Here is a 19,225-nt window from a genome sequence, read left to right as displayed (position 1 = left end):
CTTAAAAATAGGAAAAGTTTATGAACACACAAGCGAACAAACCGCTCACTATCGTTGCCACTGTCAAAGCCAAGCCTGAGCACGTCGAACAAGTAAAATTAGAGCTTCTCAAGCTAACAGCAGCTTCACAAACTGATCAAGGTTGTATCCAATATGACCTGCATCAAGACAATACGAATAGTAATGGCTTTATCTTTTATGAGATTTGGGAAAACAATGAGCTGTTGCAGAAGCATGTAGAAAGTCCGCATTTCCAAAACTATGTAACAGTAACAGACGGGATGATCGATGAGTTTGTCATAAACGAAATGACCATTATCTCGTAAGTTTTAAAAATCTCAGACTGAAAAAGTCTTTTAAGCTATGATTTATACGGCTTAAAAGGCTTTTTTAGTTTTAGAGAAGGTTGTTGTCATGAGTTATACATCTAATGTAGAAAAAAGATCCACTCAGTCAGAGGTAGCAAAAATATGGTTGAAGAAAATTTCACAGGTTACAGCTCTACATGATCACAATGAGTATAAATTAACAAAAGTTAAAAGAGCACAGGTCAAAACTGGCTATAACTAACATCACTTACTATAGATTTCTCAACTGCTCAATCAACCAACGATGTATACCACTATCACTGGTACGTGGATGCCATGCCGCGATGACTTTAAAAGTAGGTGGCAATGCTTCAACCTCAAGCTCTTTGACCTTACTGTTCGGCAATAACCGTGAAGGATAAAATGCAATCATATCGGTCGTGTGCAAAATATCTGGTACGGCTGAAAAGCTAGGAACTGACATCACAATATTTCGTTTTAGACCTTTTTCTGTAAACCATTGATCATGAGAGCCGCGTAAATTAGCACGCGAGGGTGATACCACTAGCTGAGGATGCGCAGCCACTTGTGCCAGTGTTAATGGTTCTGTTGGAAGTTTATTTTCACAACCCGTCACGCATAAATGTTGCTCTTCAAACAGAGTGACATACGATAAGTTATCTGGGATGAATTCGGGAAAGGTAATCAGTAAATCAAGCTCTCCTGCTGCTATCAGCTGATTGATATTGTCCGAGGCAAAATCACGGACGATCAGCTTCAGATCAGGTGCGTCGCGTCGCGTAATATTAAACAATTGCGGTAATAACGCCTGCGTCGCATAGTCAGTCGCACTAATCGTAAATACGCCTTTGTATGTGTGCGGCATAAAGACTTCTGGCTCTAACAAATCCTCCAACTGTTTTAGGATATCGTCAAGGGATTGCTCCATCGATAGCGCCTTTGGCGTTGCCACCATGCTATTGCCTTGACGAATAAACAGGCGATCATCAAACACCTCACGTAACTTACGCAGCTGCTCACTGATGGCTTGTTGGGTCAGCCCCATTTTACGTGCGACTTGCGAGAGGTTTTTTAGATCAAGCAGCGCCTGTAATACTCTAAGTTGCTTAATATCGAGCCGATTCATTCCATTCATAATTCATACCATTAATAGTTGTATCTTAAACAATAAGTGGTTGTTTCTAATTGTACCCTCAAAACGCTATGCTGACTAACATTGCTTAAGTAATCATTAGATTGGTTATTAATCATCAAAACAGGCCAAATACCTTTAATAATAAGCCATCAGCTGCTTTAAAAGAGACACTTATGACACAAACCACTCTAAATACAAATACACTATTTTCCTCTGTAGAACTTGGGCCTTATACACTCAAAAACCGTATCGTAATGCCACCGTTGACACGCTCTCGTAGCACGCAACCTGACAATATCCCTAATGACTTAATGGCCAGCTATTATGCACAGCGTGCTACAGCAGGCTTTATGGTGACTGAAGGTACGCAAATTGAGCCCAGAGGCCAAGGTTATGCTTGGACACCGGGTATCCATTCACCAGCCCAAGTTGAAGGTTGGAAAAAAGTCACGCAAGCAGTACATGACAAAGGCGGTATTATTTTTGCTCAGCTTTGGCACGTGGGCCGTGTGTCGCACACCAGCTTGCAGCCTAATGGTGCTCAGCCTGTAGGTCCGTCAGCGATTGTTGCTGATAATGTAAAAGTATTTATTGAAACAGGTCCAGGCGAAGGTGCTTTGGCCGATCCAAGTGAGCCACGCGCACTCAGTACCGATGAAGTTGGTGAGCTGGTAAATATGTATGCGGCAGCTGCACGCAATGCGCTAGAAGCAGGGTTTGATGGGGTAGAGCTGCATTGTGCCAATGGCTATTTGGTCAATCAGTTTATCTCTGAGCATACCAATCACCGTGATGATCAATATGGTGGGTCATTGACCAATCGTCTGCGCTTCTTAAAAGAGATCGTCGCTGCTGTCAGTGATGTGGTCGGTGCTGATCGTTTGGGCGTGCGTTTTGCGCCATTATTTGCCAGTACCACTGAGACACGTGTGTATTTAGGCTTGGTAGAGTCAGATCCCCATCATACGTATATTGAAGCGGTCAAAGTGCTTGAGCAAGCTGGCATTGCTTACTTGTCTATTGCAGAAGCAGATTGGGACAATGCGCCTGATTTACCAGACACTTTTTATCAAGCGGTCAGAGAAGAGTTTTCAGGCCGTATTATTTATGCTGGCAAGTACACGGTACAAAAAGCCGTGAACATTTTAGAAAAAGGCTACGGTGATTTATTCGCGTTTGGTCGCCCTTTTATTGCCAATCCAGATTTACCAGAGCGTATTGCCAATAACTGGCCATTGAATGAAGCAGACCCTGCCACTATGTATGGTGGTACTGATGTTGGCTACAGTGATTATCCTTACTATCAAGAATAGCAAAGCACATAAACAGTGAACAAGATAAGGCCATTAATACTAATGGCCTTATTTTTGTTTATAAATTTGGGACTTGTAAGATATTCCCAAACAGTCAATCATCAAGCGACAATTATCGTTTTTGTCGCGTAAAGATTTTTCTTTTATCAATAGGTAGTAGGCAATGAATCAGAATTCTAAAGACAGATTGATACGCATATTGGTAGGGTATGTCGGACTTTATCCAACGCTCCTAATTGTATTGACGTTATTGAAGCCTGTGACTCAAGGCTTAAGCCTACCAGTGGTGGTATTAATTGAAGCTATCATACTCGTTCCGCTGACACAGCTAGTTTCTTTCCCACTAGCAGGTAAGCTGATTGATATGCTAAGAAGAGAGAAATAATCGTTCTTTGCATAGCGCATTTACCGCAATACTTGTGTTTACCAAGCTGATTCCTAACGAACCTCTAACGAACTCCAAAGCTTGGTTATACAGGTTTGACAGTAAGGTTATTCTTCTACACATTAAAAAAGACCTTCAAGCGCTTGAAGGTCTTTTTAGTTTTATAAGTAACGCTGTTATTCTTTTATAGAGGATTGACTATAACAAACTCTGATGAATAAAGAGCTATATATCATTTTAAAAAATCAGGCTGCATAAAGGCAGGATTAGGGTAAGTATAAAACCCTTCGCCAGTCGCAGCACCCATTTTATTTTTATCAATCATCTGCTCTTTTAGATATTTAGCGGCCTTTAATCTTGCAGGGTTTTGAGTCGTTTCAGCGGCTAGCTTAGTGATGTTGTAGGCCGTGTTTATACCGATGGTATCCAAGATGCCAAATGGTCCTACAGGCGCACCAGTCACTATCATCCATGTCTTATCAATCGTATGAGGGTCTGCAACCTCTTTAGCTAATAGTTGCAGGCCTGCGTCTATAAAGGGCGTCAATAAACTGTTCATTATGTAGCCGGGTTGTTCTTTATACAGCGGCATTGCAACCATACCAATGGCAGTAGCAAAAGCAACCACGTCATCAAATACGTTAGGATCCGTACCAGGATGTCCCATAATTTCAGCGACATTATGCATCCAAATCTTATTGGCAAAATGGAGGGCTAAAAATTGAGCAGGTCGTCCCGTTGATTCCGCAAACTGGCTAGGGAGTAGGGTTGAGGTATTGGTCGCAAATATGGTCTTCTCTGGCGCTAGTTTGGCAAGCTTTTCATAAAATTCGATTTTAATGTCAGTAATTTCGGGAATAGCCTCAATCATTAGGTCAGCGTCTTTGACCGCTTCTGCTAAGTCTGAGGTGTAGCTGAGATTATCAAAAGCCTTGTCCAACTGCTCTTGAGTTGCTCTCAAATCCTTTCGAAAAGCTTTACACATCAATTGAAACTTTGACTTTGCTTTTTCTAATACCTCGTCATTGATGTCATAGACACTAACATTAAAACCATGGAATGCGGCTTGAAAAGCAATTTGATAGCCTAGGATGCCGCTTCCAGCGACTGTTACATTTTTATACGTCATTGTAGTAATTTCCTAAAATTAGTGGATATAAGTTGATAGATAAATATCTAGAACTTATAGATCTATTATTGAATTATTTTGCTTTATTATTCAACCTTCATTTTTATAAACACATGAAAGGTATCCCAAAAATATTGCTAGGCAAGCATCAGATAATTTCACATCTCTTGACTTGTTATATTATTAAATAATTCAATAGCTTGATGTTAATGTTACTAGCTTTACACCTGATTATTGTACGATGATTTAACGCTACTTTAATATCATGATGGTGTTTTTAATGACTACTGATGTCAAACTATTATCGTCCTATCTAGTACGTTCTAAAAATATCAGTAGATGCTACAACCTGTTCCCTAAACCACTTATGCTTAGGCGCTTTTTGATATTTATTGTGGCACAGCGTCCGCATGGTAATCGGTGTAGGTTGATAGGGTGGTGAGGATATTGCTCATTAGTAGCTATGATGTCTAAGTGCTACGGGTATGAATATTTATAGCGTGCTGTTCATAAACATGATCATGATAGAGGCTACAAAAAATATTTGCCAGCAGCACTGTACCGAATTTAAAGTAAATTTACTATATTCGAGTTTTGTTCATACGTTTTCTCATGCTAAAACTCCTTATCCATACCTTATAAAGAGTTCTATTGTGAGCTTGATTCTTTTAGGTGGTAGTCATACTCAACTAATATCAAATTATACAATCAAGCTATCTACTAGAAGTTGAATACTAGTGTCTAACGCATTATTAGCGAATTTCTTATTTTTTAAACTATGATTACAAACTGCTTCCGTTTGCGTAGAAAAATCAGAATAGTGCTGCGTTACTGCCCAAATATGAAAAATTAAATGAATGGCAGAAACTGACTTAATCTTGTTATCTGCAATCCATTCATCAATCACTGCCACTTTTTCTCGAACCAAGGACTTCAAAGGTCCTTTTAATACGGCCATCAAGTGAGGGGCGCCTTGCATAATCTCTAATGCATACAGTCTTGATGCTGCAGGCGATTTCTTTGAAACTTTATATTTCTCTTCAATGTAGTTTATAAGGGCCTTTCTTGGATCTTGGTTGACATTCATCTCGTTCAAAGGTGATAGCCACTTGCTAAGCACCCTTTCTAAAACGGCAACATACAGAACCTCTTTACTGTCGAAGTAGTAAAATATATTCGATTTAGATATATGAGCTTCTTCAGCGATCTTTTCCATTCGCGCCCCATTTAATCCTTCTTGAGAGAACACAATCAATGCAGCATTGATGATGTGTTCTTTCTTCTTCAATATCTTTGAACTCGTTTCTATCTCTTCTTTTAGCACGTATTCTCTCAATGTATGGTTCCTGATCATAAAGTCATGTAAACCTAATTTTACATGATAATTAAGTCAATTTAGAAAAAGGTTAAATCAACCGAGTGTATATACCACTGATTGGTCAAAACAGACATGTCGGCAGCATTTAATCACGTAGCTGTATCAAGTCTATAAGGTATTTGACTATAACGATTTAGTATCAAAAAACCCCTATTTTTTACTCATTCAACATCATTTTTATCAATATGCACTATTAAAAACTTTCTGCACTATTTTACAACATTCTGCACTATTTTATAACATCCGCACTATTTTCATGCATGTTTTTAAACCATATGGTCTAAAAATTTTTGCGTATAAAAACGATAAGTATTTGATAAATAACAATTAATTAATTTGGCATAAATTATGCTACGTAAAAAACATGAAATAATCTTTATTTCTTTTACAGCTCTTTCTTCCTCAAACGTATAGGTGAAATTATGGAAATAGGTATTTTTTGTCCGATTGGCAACAATGGCTGGTTAATTTCAAAAAACGCGCCGCAGTACAAGCCAACATTTGAGCTTAATAAGCAAATTGTGCAACGTGCTGAGCACTATGGTTTTGATTTTGCACTTTCGATGATTAAGCTACGCGGCTTTGGCGGGGAGACGGAGTTTTGGGATTATAACCTTGAAAGCTTCACTTTGATGGCAGGATTGGCTGCGGTCACGTCCAAGATAAAAATCTATGCCACATCGGCGACTTTGGTCATGCCACCTGCAATCGTAGCAAGAATGGCATCGACGCTTGATAGCATCTCAAACGGGCGTTTTGGATTGAATGTCGTGACTGGCTGGCAAGAAGCAGAATACGGACAAATGGGGATGTGGCCAGGCGACGATTACTTTGGTAAGCGCTATGACTACCTATCTGAATATGTCCAAATTTTGAGAGACCTGTGGGCGACAGGCCAATCTGATTTGAAGGGTGAGTTCTTCCAGATGGATGACTGTCAAGTGAAGCCCATTCCAAAAGCGGATATGAAGATTATCTGTGCGGGTCAATCAGATACAGGGTTAGCGTTTTCTGCAAAACATGCTGATTACAACTTTGTCTTTGGTAAAGGTCTAAACACACCTACCGCTTATGCCGGTATCAATGATCGCTTAAAGGTACACACGGATAAGACGGGCCGTAATGTTCCGACCTATGTTCTCTTTATGGTCATTGCAGATGAGACCGATGAAAAAGCCCAAGCAAAATGGCAATCATACAATGATGGTGCGGATTTCGAAGCCATTGATTGGTTGCAGTCACAAGGCGGTAAAGACAAAACATCAGGCAAAGATACCAATATTCGCCATATGGCCTCAAGTGTTTCACCAGTCAATATCAATATGGGTACGCTGGTCGGTTCCTTTGAAAATGTCGCCAGCATGTTAGACGAAGTTGGTGAGATACAAGGTACTGATGGTGTCTTACTTACTTTTGATGACTTCGTGCAAGGTGTTGAAGATTTTGGCAGTAAGATTCAGCCCCTTATGAAGAGCCGTATCAATGTCGATACCCCAGTTGCCAGTCAAGCTGTCAGCGAAGCTTAATAAAAGGAGCGGATATGAATTCGGTTAATACAATTTGTGCAGACTTTACCAAGGAATCTTCTCCCGTTTTAGAGTCGTTGCCTGAACCTATCAAGCTAGATCCCTCCCAGACGGCATTGATCGTAGTAGATATGCAAAACGCTTATGCCAGCCAAGGTGGTTATCTGGATTTGGCTGGGTTCGATGTCACAGCGACCAAACCTGTCATCGATAAAATTAAGCAAGCCGTGGATATTGCGCACCAAGCTGGCATACAAGTTATCTATTTCAGAAATGGCTGGGACAACAAGTATGTCGAAGCTGGTGGTAGTGGGTCGCCTAATTACCACAAGTCAAATGCCTTAAAAACCATGCGTAAGAATCCTGAAATTGAGGGAACGCTGTTGGCGAAAGGGGGCTGGGATTACGAGTTGGTCGACGAGCTGAGCCCTGCGCCTCAAGACATCGTTATAGATAAACCTCGTTATAGCGGCTTTGCGAATACTAACTTTGACAGCGTATTGCGGTCACGAGGCATACGTAACTTATTACTCACTGGTATCGCAACCAACGTCTGTGTTGAATCTACGCTTCGAGATGGATTTTTTCTTGAGTATTTTGGCGTGTTATTAGATGACGCTTGTTATCAGGCAGGACCAGTAGAGGCTCATGAGGCCACACTATATAACGTAAAAACCTTTTTTGGTTGGGTGTCTGATGTTGCCAGCATGCAGCAGTGCTTTACAGATAGCTAATGTTTTACTTAGCCAGTTCTGTAGAAACCTAAACCAAGCGCTTCATACTTAACCTAACCGCAATAGGAATGTAGATATGTCTAAACAAGTGATTATCCCTGAAGGTACCAGCAAGCCACTAGCCCCTTATGTACCAGCGACTAAGGCCGACAATATCGTTTATGTCTCAGGCACTTTACCTTTCGATGAAAACAACGATGTCGTACATGTGGGTGATGCCGCTGCTCAAACTCGCCATGTGTTAACGACGATCAAAAACGTGATTCAAACCGCCGGCGGCGATATGGATGACGTGACATTTAATTCAATCTTTGTAAAAGATTGGGCAGATTATGACGCGGTCAATCAAGTCTATGCAGAATTCTTCCCCAATGAAAAGCCAGCAAGATTTTGTATTCAATGCGGGTTGGTAAAACCAGACGCCCTAGTAGAAATCGCGTCCATAGCTCACATTGGATAAAGACCTGTTTAAAAATGACTGCAGTTAGTGAATTTAAAGTTACCTGACATGGAACCCCCTAGCATTGAACTGTAGTAGGGCGCTTTAGTTAACTACACATGTGGCGGAATATTTTTTAAAAGGAAATGACAGATGAATACAGTAATTAAAGAAAGCCAAGTAACGCAATCCTCATTAATGAAACATAAATCTAAAGAATCATTCACCTCTACGGCAGCAAACTTAACTGACATGCAGCAATCTTTTAGAGATGCGATGAGTAATTTGGCTGCCGCCGTCAACATTATTACCACTGAAGGTCCAGCAGGGCGGGCAGGATTTACCGCCTCCGCTGTGTGTAGTGTCACTGACTCACCGCCAACTCTATTGGTGTGTTTAAACAGAAGCGCTTCTGTCTATCATTATTTTAAAGAAAACATGGTGCTATGCGTCAACACACTTGCCCTTGAACATAAAGATCTAAGCGGTGTGTTCGGGGGTAAAAAATCTCTGGAAGAAAGGTTCGATCAAGGCAGTTGGTCTACGCTGTCGACAGGATCGCCTGTATTAGAAGACGCCAGTATTTCTTTTGATTGCAAGATTAAGCTCATTAGCTCGGTGGGAACTCACGATATTCTTATTTGTGAAGTATTGGATATCAAACACAAGCCTAATTGTGACAGTCTCATCTATTTTAATCGAGACTACCATCAATTAAGTAAGTGCACGAACTAAGTAACATCCCTCTACTTTTTAAGGATATTGAAAATGGATAAATGGTTTGTTAAATGGCGTCCATATACTGGAAACCTAGAAACGACGCCGGTAGGTATCAATGAGTATCTACCCATGGGTAAGAGCGTGGTGTTAGGCGCACAGCACTCATTCGCAATGTTCGGTGCGACAATCTTAGCCCCATTATTAATGGGATTCGATCCTAGCTTAACCATGCTGATTACTGGTATAGGTACGATACTTTTCTTTCTAATTACTGGCGGTCACGTACCAAGTTATTTAGGCTCTAGCTTTGCATTTATCGGGGCGGTAGCAGCAGTAACAGGCTATAGCGGCACTGGTATCAATCCAAATATTGGCATTGCGCTTGGGGGCACACTGGTCTGCGGAGTTTTATACGCACTGATGGGTCTGCTGGTGATGAAGACAGGTGCAGGATGGATTGAGAATTTGATGCCACCTGTGGTCACTGGGTCGATTGTGATGATTATCGGGTTGAACTTAGCGCCTGTCACCATACAAAGCGTCATCGGCAGTAGCTTTGATTCTTGGATGGCGTTAGTCACCGTGTTATGTATCTGTTCAGTCGCCGTATTCACCAAAGGTATGGTCAGACGCTTGCTACTGTTAATAGGACTGGTCGCTGCCTATTTTATTTATTTCCTATTAACGAATGTGATGGGTATGGGCAAGCCTATTGATTTTGCTCCAATTGCGAATGCCGCGTGGTTCGGTATACCAACCCTTTACTCTCCTGTCTTTGAGACCAGTGCCATATTAGTCATTGCACCCGTCTTTATCATCTTAATCGCTGAAAACCTTGGACATTTCAAAGCAGTAGAAGCTATGACTGGCAAAAGCATCTCGCCTTATATGGGTAGAGCATTCTTCGCTGACGGCCTTTGTACCACGCTTTCGGCTTCGGTAGGCGGCACTGGTATGACGACTTATGCAGAAAACATCGGCGTCATGGCAGCGACCAAAATTTACTCTACAGTCGTCTTTGTGATAGCAGGTGTGTTTGCCATTCTATTGGGTCTATCCCCTAAATTTGGCACCTTGGTCAGCACTATTCCTGTGCCCATTTTGACAGGTGCTTCAATCGTTGTCTTCGGTTTGATTACGATCGCCGGCGCACGTATTTGGATGAATGCAAAAATTGATTTTAGTAAGAATGGCAATATGTTGGTAGCCGCCGTTCCAGTTATCCTAGGCACTGGCAACTATTCCCTAAACATTGCTGGCTTTGATTTAGGTGGTATCGGTACCGCTACTTTTTTAGCCATTCTTATGAACCTCGTTTTTAATTTTAAAAACAAACAAAAAGAGATGAGCGTGACTACTGATAAAGAAGTCGTTACATCAGAGCCGCTTTTGAAGCTCAACACATAAATTTAAACACCTATTTGATATTACCTTAAGGAATCGTGTCATGACTGCAGAACTACGCAACGTACAACAATTGATAAACGGCGAATTTACTGAATCGACTACCACAGAATGGATTGATATCACCAATCCAGCCACTCAAGAGGTTATCGCCAAGGTACCACAATCAACACCTGAGGAAATTGATCAAGCCATCAAAATGGCCGCTGAGGCTTTTAAGAGCTGGCGTATCACACCAATTAGCAAAAGAGCGCGTGTGTTTCTAAAGTATCAACAACTGATACGTGAGCATATGGATGAACTGGCGGCGCTACTGACTGAAGAACAAGGTAAGACACTGGCAGATGCTAGAGGCGATGTGTTTAGAGGTCTTGAGGTCGTAGAACACGCATCAGGTATCGGTAACTTGCAACAAGGGGGCTACATTGAAAACGTCGCTAGTAGTGTTGATATGTATACCGTTCAACAGCCAATAGGCGTTTGTGCAGGTATCACCCCCTTTAACTTTCCTGCCATGATACCCCTATGGATGTTTCCAATGGCCATCGCCACAGGCAACACATTCATCTTAAAACCCTCTGAACAAAATCCAATCGTTACCATGAGATTGGTCGAGTTGGCACTTGAAGCAGGTATACCAAAAGGAGTATTAAGTGTCGTTCATGGTGGTAAAGATACGGTGGATGCGCTGTGCGATCACCCTGACATAAAAGCGATATCTTTCGTTGGTTCAACAGCAGTTGGCAAGCATGTGTATGACCGTGCAGGTCAGGCTGGCAAACGTGTGCAATGTATGATGGGTGCGAAAAACCATGCCGTTATCATGCCTGATGCCAATAAAGAACAAAGTCTGAATCAGTTAGCAGGCGCAGCATTTGGTGCAGCAGGTCAGCGATGCATGGCACTGTCTGTCGTGGTATTGGTTGGGGAATCTAAACAGTGGGTTGATGAAATTGTAGAAAAATCAGCACAGCTAGTCGTTGCCGCTGGCAAGGATGATAAAGATTTGGGTCCTCTAATATCTAAGCAAGCCAAAGCCCGTGTCGAGCGCTTAATTCAAGCTGGCATAGACGAAGGGGCGCATCTAAGACTAGATGGTCGCGGTTGTCAGGTAGCAGGTTATGAAGAGGGTAACTTTGTTGGTCCAACCATCTTAGATAATGTAACCACTGATATGAGCTGCTATACCGAAGAGATCTTTGGTCCTGTCCTATGCATTATGTATGCCGACACGCTTGAGGAAGCCATTGAGATTATCAATACCAATCCAAATGGTAATGGCACTGCCATTTTTACCCAGTCTGGCGCCCATGCGCATAAGTTCCAACAAGATATCGATGTTGGACAAGTCGGTATTAATTTACCAATTCCAGTACCGCTACCTATGTTTTCGTTTACAGGGTCTAGAGCCAGTAAGCTCGGTGACTTAGGTCCTTATGGCAAGCAAGCGGTGCAGTTTTATACACAGACTAAAACGGTGATATCACGTTGGTTTGATGAAGATGCTAGTGAAGGCGTAAATACTACTATTTCTATGAAGTAGCTATACGGCCGTATCAAACGTAGGACGTTATGTAGAGCGTGTGATGAATTGACAATAGGCTCTACATAACAACATACAAAAGCAAATATAAATGCAAATGGTGGATTTTATGAATATCAATACAATACCAGAAATTATTGAAGATATTAAAGCAGGCAATATGGTCATAATCATGGATGATGAGGATCGGGAAAATGAAGGTGACCTGATTATGGCAGCCAGTTTGGCCAAACCTGATGATATTAACTTTATGATTACACATGCCAGAGGTTTGGTTTGTTTGACCTTGACCTCCGAGCGTTGCAAAAAATTAAAACTACCTCTGATGTGCAAAGACAACCAAGCACCTTACAGTACAAATTTCACCGTTTCCATTGATGCAGCAAAAGGCGTAAGTACAGGTATATCAACGGCAGACAGAGCTCAGACCATTAGAACTGCCGTGTCTCAAGACGTTACCTTTGATGACGTCGTAACCCCAGGCCATATTTTTCCATTAGTGGCTAAAGAAGGTGGTGTTCTAGAACGCGCTGGGCATACTGAGGCAGGTTGTGACCTAACGAGACTGGCTGGTTTAGAACCTGCTGCGGTTATTGTAGAAATCATCAACCAAGATGGTGAAATGGCTCGTAGAAATGATCTGATGAAATTCGCCGATATTCATAATCTAAAGGTCGGCACCATAGACGCGTTAATTAAATATATTAAATCTCAAGAGACCGTTGAACGTAAAGGTAAAGTTGAACATTTTGAAGAAACTGTAACGTATGAATATGATGAAATCGATGAGCGTACCGTTGAATTGATTTAGTAAATTTAATTTAACTTGATTTTATAAGCTATTAGATACTTTTACCGCAATTTGAAATTTACTAAAATTGGATGGAACCCTATGTTAGTTAAAAAATACCCTTGTAAGAACGACACGACAGAAACGATCGTATTTAGTTCAGGTTTAGGCGGGCATGCTGATTTTTGGTTACCTCAAATTGGGTGTTTTACCGAGCATTACAATGTGATTTGCTATGAACAAGAGGGAGTATCGCCTGATAGCGATCTCTTACCCGATGACTACTCTATGCAAGATTTAGCAGAACAATTAATCGAAATTTTGAAACAAGAAGGGCTGTCTAACTGTCATTTCGTCGGTCACGCACTTGGCGGATTTATCGGTATGGAAGTCGCTTATAAAGCGCCAGAGTTGTTAGATAAACTGGTTATCTTAAACGGGTGGGAAAGCCTAGATCCTCACACTATCAAATGTTTTAGCATGCGTCAAAGCTTGATAGAAAATACAGGTATAGAAGCCTTTGTACGTGCCCAAGCGATATTCTTGTACCCGCCGATATGGATCTCAGACAACATAGAGGCACTCACGCAAAAAGAAAATAAAGCCATCGCTCACTTTGCGCCAGTCGAGAACGTCTCAACGAGACTAAAAGCCTTGCAGGCTTATCAACCCCTGATAAATGCCAAGCATATCAAAAACAAAACACTAGTTTTAAGCAATCTTGATGATGTTTTGGTGCCATGGCAACGCGGTCTGGCTTTGGCCAATAATATGCAAAATGCCCAGTTTGAGTTGATGGTGACGGGCGGACATGCCAGTACAATCACAGAAACCTGCTCAACCAATAGCAAAATCCTTCAATTCTTATCCAAAAATTAATATCAATTAGGACGTACTATGACTGACTCCCTATCGTTATCTTCAGAAGGTCTTGACCAACTGTTTAGTAAGGCCAGATCCTTTAACGCTTGGCAACAAAAAGACGTGCCAGATGCACTACTTGAAGAGATCTATCATTTAGTTAAAATGGCACCTACCTCGGCCAACTGTTCACCGGCGCGGTTTATATTTCTTAAATCTGATGACGCTAAAGCGCGCTTAGAGCCAGCACTGTCATCAGGTAATATCGAAAAAACAATGACAGCACCTATCACAGTGATTGTCGCTTATGATAATGAATTTTATGAGCAACTTCCCAAATTATTTCCACATACGGATGCCAGATCATGGTTTAACTCTAGCCCTGAACTCATAAAAGAAACGGCGTTTAGAAACAGTTCTATGCAAGCGGCGTATCTAATCTTGGCTTGTAGAGCCTTGGGTTTAGACACGGGCCCTATGTCTGGATTTAATAATGAATTAGTGGATAACACCTTTCTTAAAGATAGCAAATGGACCTCAAATCTACTCATTAATATAGGGTATGGCCAAGAAGACCAATTGTATAGCCGTCTGCCAAGATTAGATTTTGATGAGGCTTGTCAGATTTTATAAGAAACAAGTTATTCAACCACTGAACTGTCTTATTTCAGAATTAATAGACTGAAGTGATGACACGTGAAGGGATAGCTGTTTTTGGCTCCATCATATTCAGGTGCCTAACAATTCGTAGTTCAAAACCTAGTAATAGAGTTCTTACCTAAATAAAAATAGGTGGTCGATAAAGTCTTATAAGTTTAAAGGCTCAATGAGTGGTAAAGGCAACCACTACGGGCACAGCCCTCCGACTTGCACTCGGGTAAGTGTCTCCCAGACACTTACTCTTCCTCGCTCATTTGACAATGCGCTAATAGAGAGTTTCTAGGGTATATTGAAGAGTGAGCTTGTATACCATCAGGAGTATAAAACAAAGTTTACAGTGACCAACGATATTATTAAGTATATTGAGCTTGATTATAATGAGGAGTGACTAGCAAAGTACTGCTTTGCAGCGACGCAAGGCAAGAGCTATGCTCGCAGTGAAACGAGAATTCAAAAGAGCTTGGTCAATAAATCGCCTAGATAGGTGTGGTCTGACTTTTACCGTCAGGTTGCGTGACTAAAGTCTCCCAAGTTTAAATATACAGATTTGATGGCAGAGGTCATTTTCAAGCTACAAACCAAATCCGCAAATTTAGCCTGCGTAAGTAAAATATTTATTCGCTTATTTGTATCAGTACCAGTAAAATGCGAGACTGTTTTCTACACTAGTTTATGAGTAACCAATGATACGTTTAACTGAAATTAAATTGCCATTAAATCATGCACCTGAAGATCTAACGACTGCTATAACGACAAAACTTAAAATTTCTGCTGAGCAAATGGCGTCATTTGTGATGTTTAAACGTGGTTATGATGCTCGTAATAAAAGAAATATCCAATTAATTTATACGCTAGACATCACACTGACCGATTCAGATTTAACACATGATTTATTGGTTCAATTTGAGTCAGACAACCATGTTAAGGCAACACCAGATACCAGCTACAAATATATTGGCCAAGCGCCAGAGGATTTAACTGAGCGTCCTGTTGTTATTGGTTTTGGACCTTGTGGTTTATTAGCAGCACTTACCCTGGCTCAAATGGGTTTTAAACCTATTATCATTGAACGCGGTAATGAAGTCAGACAACGCACCAAAGATACCTTTGGCTTTTGGCGTCAGCGTAAATTAAACACAGAATCAAACGTACAATTCGGTGAAGGCGGAGCGGGTACTTTTTCTGACGGTAAATTATATAGCCAAGTGAAAGATCCCAATCATTACGGCCGTAAAGTAATGACAGAGTTTGTAAAAGCTGGCGCACCAGATGAGATTTTATTTGTTAGTAAACCGCACATAGGTACTTATAAGTTAGTCACCATGGTAGAAAAAATGCGTGCCGAGATCATAGCGCTTGGTGGGGAAGTCCGTTTTGCTACTCGCGTAGATGACTTGCATATCACTGACTCAAAAGTAACTGGCGTGACACTTAATAGTGGTGAAACCTTAAAAACTAGCCATGTTGTTCTTGCTGTTGGTCATAGCGCCCGTGACACCTTCCAAATGATCCATGATAAAGGTGTGTATGTTGAAGCAAAGCCTTTCTCAATTGGCTTTAGGATTGAACATAAACAGTCAACCATAGACCAAGCACGCTTTGGTGACAATGCTGGAAATGAGATACTTGGCGCTGCGGATTACAAACTGGTGCATCATTGTAAAAATGGTCGTTCCGTCTATAGCTTTTGTATGTGTCCAGGCGGGACCGTGGTTGCCGCAGCATCAGAAGAAGGCCGTGTTGTCACTAACGGCATGAGCCAATATTCAAGAAACGAGCGTAACGCCAACAGTGCTATTGTTGTAGGTATCGACCCAGAGCGAGATTACCCAAACCATCCTCTTGCCGGTATCGACTTACAAAGACAACTAGAAACCTTAGCGTTTGAATTAGGCGGCAAAGACTACAGTGCACCAGCGCAAACCATTGGTGATTTCTTAAAAGGAAAACCAGACTCAGAATTAGGCGATGTAAAACCCTCTTATACACCAGGGATTACCTTAACCGACTTAAGCAAAGCACTGCCAGGCTTTGCCGTGGATGCCATACGTGAAGCGATTCCAGCGTTTAATAAAAAAATCAAAGGATTTTCATCTGACGATGGTCTACTAACTGGCGTGGAAACCAGAACGTCGTCACCAATCAGTATTAAACGCAATAAAGAATTTCAAAGCATTAACACTAAAGGACTATTCCCGGCTGGCGAGGGTGCTGGTTACGCAGGTGGTATATTATCAGCAGGGATTGATGGCATTAAAGTGGCCGAAGCTGTGGCGAAATCGATGTTAAACATAGAGTAAGAGCGGCTCTAAACTGTAAGCAAATTCTAATATTAAAACGCTTACCTAGATAAAAATATGCGATCGAAAAAGCCTTTCAAGCTATGAAGTATAAAGCTTGAAAGGCTTTTTTTTGTGTTTTCAGGATGAAGACATCGCAAAGTTACATGAACGAACCTTCACTCCATTTAAAAAACCTCGTGGTGGTCAATTGTTATAGAGATGCAAAGTTAAACGCTACCTTATTAATTAAAGTCGCTAATTTGGAGTGAAAGCTTACGGGGAGTCAACGTGTTTAACCACAGAGGTCATCTTTTACTCTGATAAATATCTTCTTTATTGGAGCGTATTTTTATAAAAACACTACTCACTTTTAAAAGCTTGATTCTCTACCTCTTTGAAAAGCCAGTTTTTAAATGCTTGTATTCTTGGCAGCGCCGCGCATTCGGGGCGGTAAATAACATAATACGCCAAAGGCGATTCAAAATAAATATCAGGAAACAACCTCACTAACCGCCCAGCGGCTAGGTCATCTTTAGCCATTACACTGCGCGCTAATGCTACGCCGTGGCCGTCAATTGCTGATTGCAGTACGGCAGCAGAGTTATTTATTTGAATGCTTTTAGTAATCAGAGGGCCTGTAACACCGGCCTTTTTTAACCATGACGACCATGACGGAAAACTGGTATGGGCATCCATTGATTGATCGTGTATCAGGGTTTCGTTCAATAGTTTATCAGTCGTGGTGAAGCGGGTTGGATCTTCTAGAAGTGTAGGTGAGCATACTGGGTATACTTATTCAACCATTAGTTTTTCTGCGCCTAGGCCTTGCCAATTACCTACGCCGAAGCGTATGCCTATATCTATACGCTGAGAAGCAAAATCAACCGGTTTTAAATTTGTATTTAAATTTACATTGGTTTGCGTACAAATAGCTTGAAAGTGATGAAGCCTAGGCAATAACCACTTAGCGGCAAAGGCAGGGCTTACTGCAACCGTTAATACGCCGCTTATGGCATTGTCTTTTAAAATATCTAGCCCTTGGGCTAATTTATCAAATCCTTCCTGTATTAATGGCAGGGCACTTTGCGCAGTTTCGGTAGTTATAAGCCGTGTTTTACCAGAGCTCATTCTGTGAAACAGCGGCGTATCGAGCCACTCTTCTAATGTCTTTACCAGTTGCCCAACCGCTGCGGGGGTTACGTTTAGCTCATCAGCAGCCGCTGAAAAACTCTGATGTCGTGCGCTGGCTTCAAAAGCTTTTAATGCATTGAGATGTATAGGTGATTTCATACAGTAAACTTTTTCTTTATTGACGGCTCAGATTATCTCGTTTGTTAAACAAAGTAAATAAGTTAAAAATACCTCCTAAGCCAAACAACTCGTCAATTGCTTGAAAGGCAATTTGATATTTTGTTTTATTGATACAACTAATGCAGCGCGAATGGGCGCTTGGAGAAATAATGATGACTAAGCAATTTTCAGGTAAAAAATTACTCGTTATTGGTGGCACTAGCGGAATGGGATTTGAAACGGCTCGTTTGATCTTAGAGCAAGGCGGACAAGCCGTTATCGTCGGCCACCGTAAAGAAAAAGCACAAGCGGCAAAAGAGCAACTATCAGCTTTAGGTATTGTAGAGGTTTTAACAGCCGATTTAACGAGCGATGAAAGCGTACAAAACTTAATTAACACTATTTCGCAAGATCACGCAGACGTAGATTTACTGGTTAATGCCGCTGGTGTTTTTGCCCCTAAACCATTTTTAGAGCACGAAGCAACTGATTACGATAAGTACATGCAAATTAACCGCGCATTATTTTTTATTACTCAAAAGGTAGCCGCTAATTTAATATCAGAAAAACGCTCTGGCGCCATTGTAAATATAGGGTCTATGTGGGGCAAGCAAGCCATTGCTGCTACACCATCTTCAGCGTATTCAATGGCAAAGGCGGGCTTACATGCGCTAACTCAGCATTTAGCAATGGAATTAGCGGCCCATAATATTCGTGTTAATGCAGTATCGCCAGCAGTTGTACAAACGCCAATTTATGAAGGGTTTATCCCGAAAGCAGAAGTAAACGATGCTCTGCAAGGCTTTAATAGTCTTCACCCAATTGGCCGTATAGGTACGTCACAAGATGTGGCAAACACTATTGCATTTTTATTAAGTGACAAAGCGGCTTGGGTAACGGGTGCTGTGTGGGATGTTGATGGTGGCGTAATGGCAGGACGCAACTAATAGCAATGGAACAGAATGTTTTTTAATGATACTCACGCACAATTAAAAAGCGCTTAATGAGCGAAAATTTATAGAGCAATAACATACTGTTATTGCTCTTACTTCATTTAGGTTGGATAAATGCGAGTCAACTCATCAGATTTTTTACAGCAAGCCTCTCTGCTATCAATTAAATATAGTTGACAAACAACATCTCAAGTTGGGGTCGAGCGAGTAATTCTATACAGAATAGGCGGTGAAAAAGCCAGCGCAACGAGCATGGTACGCTACGCGCCAGAGTCCACTTTTCCATGCCATGCTCATCCTGTAGTGGCCTAATAAATTAGGACGGCTGCTAAGAGGTTTATATTACCTCAAAGT

At 41.3% G+C, this 19,225-nt stretch carries 16 protein-coding genes and 4 pseudogenes; 16 read left to right on the top strand and 4 right to left on the bottom strand.

The genetic code is table 11. The features are described from left to right. The first annotated feature begins 20 nt into the window (after positions 1–20). Positions 21–326, top strand: coding sequence for a putative quinol monooxygenase (locus AAEY75_RS00875; RefSeq protein WP_352257794.1), 306 nt, complete (start codon positions 21–23; stop codon positions 324–326). A 253-nt stretch (positions 327–579) separates the two neighbouring features. Here AAEY75_RS00875 and AAEY75_RS00870 read toward each other — a convergent pair whose 3' ends face one another. After that, positions 580–1,464 (bottom strand): LysR family transcriptional regulator, encoded by an 885-nt coding sequence (locus tag AAEY75_RS00870; RefSeq protein ID WP_194196441.1) that lies wholly within the window; start codon positions 1,462–1,464, stop codon positions 580–582. 173 nt (positions 1,465–1,637) lie between these two features. Between AAEY75_RS00870 and AAEY75_RS00865 the strand changes: the two genes are divergently transcribed. Both AAEY75_RS00865 and AAEY75_RS00860 read left to right on the top strand, forming a co-directional pair. Next, entirely contained in the window at positions 1,638–2,777 is a 1,140-nt protein-coding gene (locus tag AAEY75_RS00865; protein ID WP_352257792.1) for an alkene reductase, read from the top strand. 163 nt (positions 2,778–2,940) lie between these two features. Then, entirely contained in the window at positions 2,941–3,162 is a 222-nt protein-coding gene (locus AAEY75_RS00860; protein WP_110923376.1) for a putative antibiotic biosynthesis monooxygenase, read from the top strand. A 232-nt stretch (positions 3,163–3,394) separates the two neighbouring features. Here AAEY75_RS00860 and AAEY75_RS00855 read toward each other — a convergent pair whose 3' ends face one another. Both AAEY75_RS00855 and AAEY75_RS00850 read right to left on the bottom strand, forming a co-directional pair. Continuing rightward, positions 3,395–4,291: a 3-hydroxyacyl-CoA dehydrogenase gene (locus AAEY75_RS00855; RefSeq protein ID WP_352257790.1), complete on the bottom strand. Its 897-nt coding sequence runs from the start codon at positions 4,289–4,291 to the stop codon at positions 3,395–3,397. A gap of 700 nt (positions 4,292–4,991) precedes the next feature. After that, positions 4,992–5,615 carry a TetR family transcriptional regulator C-terminal domain-containing protein gene (locus AAEY75_RS00850; RefSeq protein ID WP_320158566.1) on the bottom strand — a complete coding sequence of 208 codons (624 nt, stop codon included), beginning with the start codon at positions 5,613–5,615 and terminating at the stop codon, positions 4,992–4,994. Positions 5,616–6,091: 476 nt separating this feature from the next. Here AAEY75_RS00850 and rutA point away from each other — a divergent pair, with 476 nt between their 5' ends. From rutA to AAEY75_RS00795, 11 genes and pseudogenes are all read left to right on the top strand, one after another. Then, complete coding sequence (rutA, locus tag AAEY75_RS00845; RefSeq protein WP_110923382.1) at positions 6,092–7,195, top strand: pyrimidine utilization protein A; 1,104 nt, start codon at positions 6,092–6,094, stop codon at positions 7,193–7,195. A 14-nt stretch (positions 7,196–7,209) separates the two neighbouring features. After that, positions 7,210–7,929, top strand: a complete 720-nt coding sequence (gene rutB / locus AAEY75_RS00840; RefSeq protein ID WP_194363798.1) for a pyrimidine utilization protein B — start codon at positions 7,210–7,212, stop codon at positions 7,927–7,929. A 76-nt stretch (positions 7,930–8,005) separates the two neighbouring features. After that, complete coding sequence (rutC, locus tag AAEY75_RS00835) at positions 8,006–8,389, top strand: pyrimidine utilization protein C (protein ID WP_110923384.1); 384 nt, start codon at positions 8,006–8,008, stop codon at positions 8,387–8,389. 132 nt (positions 8,390–8,521) lie between these two features. Then, positions 8,522–9,103 (top strand): NADH-dependent FMN reductase RutF, encoded by a 582-nt coding sequence (gene rutF / locus AAEY75_RS00830; protein WP_194196448.1) that lies wholly within the window; start codon positions 8,522–8,524, stop codon positions 9,101–9,103. 33 nt (positions 9,104–9,136) lie between these two features. Further along, positions 9,137–10,495: a solute carrier family 23 protein gene (locus AAEY75_RS00825; RefSeq protein ID WP_352257786.1), complete on the top strand. Its 1,359-nt coding sequence runs from the start codon at positions 9,137–9,139 to the stop codon at positions 10,493–10,495. Positions 10,496–10,535: 40 nt separating this feature from the next. Continuing rightward, positions 10,536–12,035, top strand: coding sequence for a CoA-acylating methylmalonate-semialdehyde dehydrogenase (locus tag AAEY75_RS00820; RefSeq protein ID WP_352257784.1), 1,500 nt, complete (start codon positions 10,536–10,538; stop codon positions 12,033–12,035). A gap of 109 nt (positions 12,036–12,144) precedes the next feature. Further along, positions 12,145–12,822, top strand: a pseudogene (gene ribB, locus AAEY75_RS00815) (3,4-dihydroxy-2-butanone-4-phosphate synthase); the annotation flags it as partial. A gap of 105 nt (positions 12,823–12,927) precedes the next feature. After that, the gene (gene rutD / locus AAEY75_RS00810; RefSeq protein ID WP_352257782.1) at positions 12,928–13,704 is read left to right on the top strand and encodes a pyrimidine utilization protein D; all 777 of its coding nucleotides are present in this window, start codon (positions 12,928–12,930) and stop codon (positions 13,702–13,704) included. A gap of 18 nt (positions 13,705–13,722) precedes the next feature. Beyond that, positions 13,723–14,319: a malonic semialdehyde reductase gene (locus tag AAEY75_RS00805; protein WP_352257780.1), complete on the top strand. Its 597-nt coding sequence runs from the start codon at positions 13,723–13,725 to the stop codon at positions 14,317–14,319. A gap of 166 nt (positions 14,320–14,485) precedes the next feature. Then, positions 14,486–14,830, top strand: a pseudogene (locus AAEY75_RS00800) (IS3 family transposase); the annotation flags it as partial. Between the two features lie 199 nt (positions 14,831–15,029). Next, positions 15,030–16,646, top strand: coding sequence for an NAD(P)/FAD-dependent oxidoreductase (locus AAEY75_RS00795; RefSeq protein ID WP_352257778.1), 1,617 nt, complete (start codon positions 15,030–15,032; stop codon positions 16,644–16,646). 342 nt (positions 16,647–16,988) lie between these two features. On the opposite strand, the pseudogene AAEY75_RS00790 reads toward AAEY75_RS00795, so the two are convergent. Continuing rightward, a pseudogene (locus tag AAEY75_RS00790) lies at positions 16,989–17,918 on the bottom strand (LysR substrate-binding domain-containing protein). A gap of 170 nt (positions 17,919–18,088) precedes the next feature. Here AAEY75_RS00790 and AAEY75_RS00785 point away from each other — a divergent pair. Further along, positions 18,089–18,865 carry an SDR family NAD(P)-dependent oxidoreductase gene (locus AAEY75_RS00785; RefSeq protein ID WP_502944349.1) on the top strand — a complete coding sequence of 259 codons (777 nt, stop codon included), beginning with the start codon at positions 18,089–18,091 and terminating at the stop codon, positions 18,863–18,865. Positions 18,866–19,069: 204 nt separating this feature from the next. Further along, positions 19,070–19,174 (top strand): annotated as a pseudogene (locus AAEY75_RS00780) (cupin domain-containing protein); the annotation flags it as partial. Positions 19,175–19,225: the final 51 nt, after the last annotated feature.

It is taken from the genome of Psychrobacter sp. TB55-MNA-CIBAN-0194 (assembly GCF_040309505.1).
Lineage (GTDB): Bacteria > Pseudomonadota > Gammaproteobacteria > Pseudomonadales > Moraxellaceae > Psychrobacter > Psychrobacter fozii.
This window is presented reverse-complemented; position numbering and strand designations above follow the sequence as displayed.